This is a genomic window from Barnesiella sp. CU968, assembly GCF_905219685.1.
GTDB lineage: Bacteria > Bacteroidota > Bacteroidia > Bacteroidales > Muribaculaceae > Lepagella > Lepagella muris_A.
Genome location: NZ_CAJMXD010000405.1, coordinates 1 through 2573 on the forward strand (window position 1 = coordinate 1; position 2573 = coordinate 2573).

General features: G+C 39.0%; 2 protein-coding genes. One reads left to right on the top strand and one right to left on the bottom strand.

Annotated elements, in window-relative coordinates; all coding sequences use genetic code 11:
• Positions 1-197 (bottom strand): DUF1848 family protein (locus JX312_RS12115; RefSeq protein ID WP_204458153.1); only part of this gene is annotated, 197 nt, incomplete at its 3' end.
• A gap of 597 nt (positions 198-794) precedes the next feature.
• Here JX312_RS12115 and JX312_RS12120 point away from each other — a divergent pair.
• Positions 795-1883, top strand: coding sequence for a helix-turn-helix domain-containing protein (locus tag JX312_RS12120; protein ID WP_124029566.1), 1089 nt, complete (start codon positions 795-797; stop codon positions 1881-1883).
• The last annotated feature ends 690 nt before the right edge of the window (positions 1884-2573 follow it).

The window sequence follows — 2573 nt, forward strand, 5'->3', positions numbered from 1 at the left end:
CTTTCAAACGGCACATAATTCACCACCCGGTTGAAAGGATTGCGCCATTTACAATATCCCTCCTCCAGGCGATTGAAAAACCATTCCGCATAGAACGCCGGTATATCCGTAGCACGGCTTACAGACAAAATAGCTGGAGCGAAAGCCTCGACTTCCACGCCGTCCCGGGTAAGTATGCGCGTCTTTTCCTGTTTCATTCTGCAAAGTTAATCGAAATCACTGCCATATACTTGCAGTATGATTTGAAAAATTCTTAATTGTTGTCCCTTTCATTGTATTTCCACGAAAATTTGCAATCGAAGCCCTCCATTGATACTCACAAACCTACCGTGGAGTGTCGGAATTTTAGCCAAGAAAACAAATATTCTTGGCCAAGAAAACGTAATTTAGCCAAGAAAACTATGGGGTAAAACGGGATAAAAAAATCAATGGCTAAGAAAATCATTTATTTTCTTAGCCATTGATTTTTTTTAGGATATTATGTGTAATTTATTGCTTAATACCCCTCCTCGTTGAAAAGCACTCTATGAATTGACACACAGCTAATTAGTTATTATTAACGGAATTTGGCAAAGAAAACCGGGCTATCTGAGGCTATCTGAGGCGATTGGTAAAGAATAAACAGAGATTTGGCCAAGAAAACGGTATTCTGGACAACTGAAAGCACCTTGTTCATGATACAAATTACCTGAGGTTTCCAGTTGAAGTAAAAAAGTCTGAATTTTTTCTACTTGAATGGTTGACAAATCAAAATAATTTTGTAATTTTGTCGCATTAAATGCGACGACAAAAATATGGAAACGAAAGAAGTATTCGCAAAAAGGCTAAAGCAAGCGCGGCAAAGGGCCGGCTTGTCGATGGAAGGTCTTTCCGCAAAAACAGGAAAGGAGGTAACCAAGCAAACCATATCCAAATACGAAGCTGGCAAAGCTATGGCAGGGAGTCAGATTTTAATCAAACTCTCCAAAGCTTTAGGCGTGCCGGTAGATTATTTTTTCAGACCATACACCTTTGATGTTTCGGAGGTGGAGATATCATTCAGAAAAAAAGCAAGTATCGGAGTAAAGGATCAGACGATATTGAAACTTAAAATTCAAGATGAGGTTGAGCGGTTTATTGATATTGAAAATATCCTTGGAATAGAATCAATGATATCGCGAGTCTGCGCACCGACACAAATCTCTCAACCAATGCAGATGATAATGCTTGCAAAAGAGGTCAGACGAATTTGTGGCTTAGGGATTTCGCCAATTCCGAGTGTCAAGAATCTTCTTATGGGACATGGTGTGAAGGTGTTTGAGATCGACGGACCGGAAGGATTTGATGGAATCAGCGGATATGCAAACAGCCATACTCCTCTGATGGTAATAAATAAAAACATACAAAATACAGAAAGACGTCGTTTCACACATATGCATGAGCTGGCCCATTTGCTGGCAAATACCTCTTTTGACGCAAGATTGTCGAAACATGACCAAGAGAAATTATGTGATGCTTTTGCTTCCGAAATGCTACTTCCGGCAGAAGTCGTGGAACGTGAATTTGGAAGCAAGTCCAAAATTGCCGTTCAAGAATTGAAAAGAGTCCAAAAAGCATACGGAATCTCAATAGACGCTATAATATATTCGTTGAAACGGCATGGCATCTTCAACGAAAACCGATATAGAGGGTATTGTATCAAAAAGAATGCAAATCCGAGATTTAAAGACTCGGTGGAGAAGTCTCTCTACATAGAAACATCTTCTAATAAAGATTACAACGATGAATTGTACGAGGAGATGGTTTATAGTGCTCTTGCACAAGAATTGATTTCGTCATCGAAAGCCGCACAAATGTTAAATACTTCAATTATGGAGATTGAAGCCAAATCACAAGCCCTCTGACGATATGGAAAAAATCAACATATTGGTTGGCAAGCATTGTATGGAACATTCGGACATCATACTTTCCCTTTGTTCAACGTATGAGATTCTCACAACAGACTTGTCGGTATGTGACAGTCTGTGTACATATCCGACAACAATCAAAAGCATCACCTTATCGGCTGAAGAAATGTTGCAATTTACCTCTTTTCTCTCTGACAATAGATGTTTGCAAAAAATTGGAATTTCTGAAAGCAGTTTGCTGTTTATAGCCGCGAAGCGAAAAATAAAGGTGGCTGTTATGGATTTTGTCACTCAAAGAGTTTGCGACGAATTGGGCATTGAAACGCTTATGGTTTCCCCTAACAAACAGGATACGTCAGATAGCGTCAGAACGTCTGCCGAGTCGCACGCATCCCGACTGAAAATATTTAGGATAGCGGCATGTCTATAGTAATATCAGAAAAAAAGATAACACTAATATAAAAAGAAAGGAGGCGAATATGAAATAGTCTATAAAAACAACACCTCATTCTTGGGCGAGAATGAGGCATTGTGAAATCATTAACCCTAAGTAGGGATTAAAGGGTTGACCGCTATTTCAACCGCAAAATTACGAAAACTTTTCGTGATACGCAATGGTCATACCCGTATTCCTGCAGAATTTTAAAAATTATAAACACAATTTAATATGACATACGAGTATTACTC

Coding starts and splice junctions, on each gene's coding strand:
- JX312_RS12120 (WP_124029566.1), top strand. CDS start 795: ATGGAAACGAAAGAAGTATTCGCAAAAAGGCTAAAGCAAGCGCGGCAA.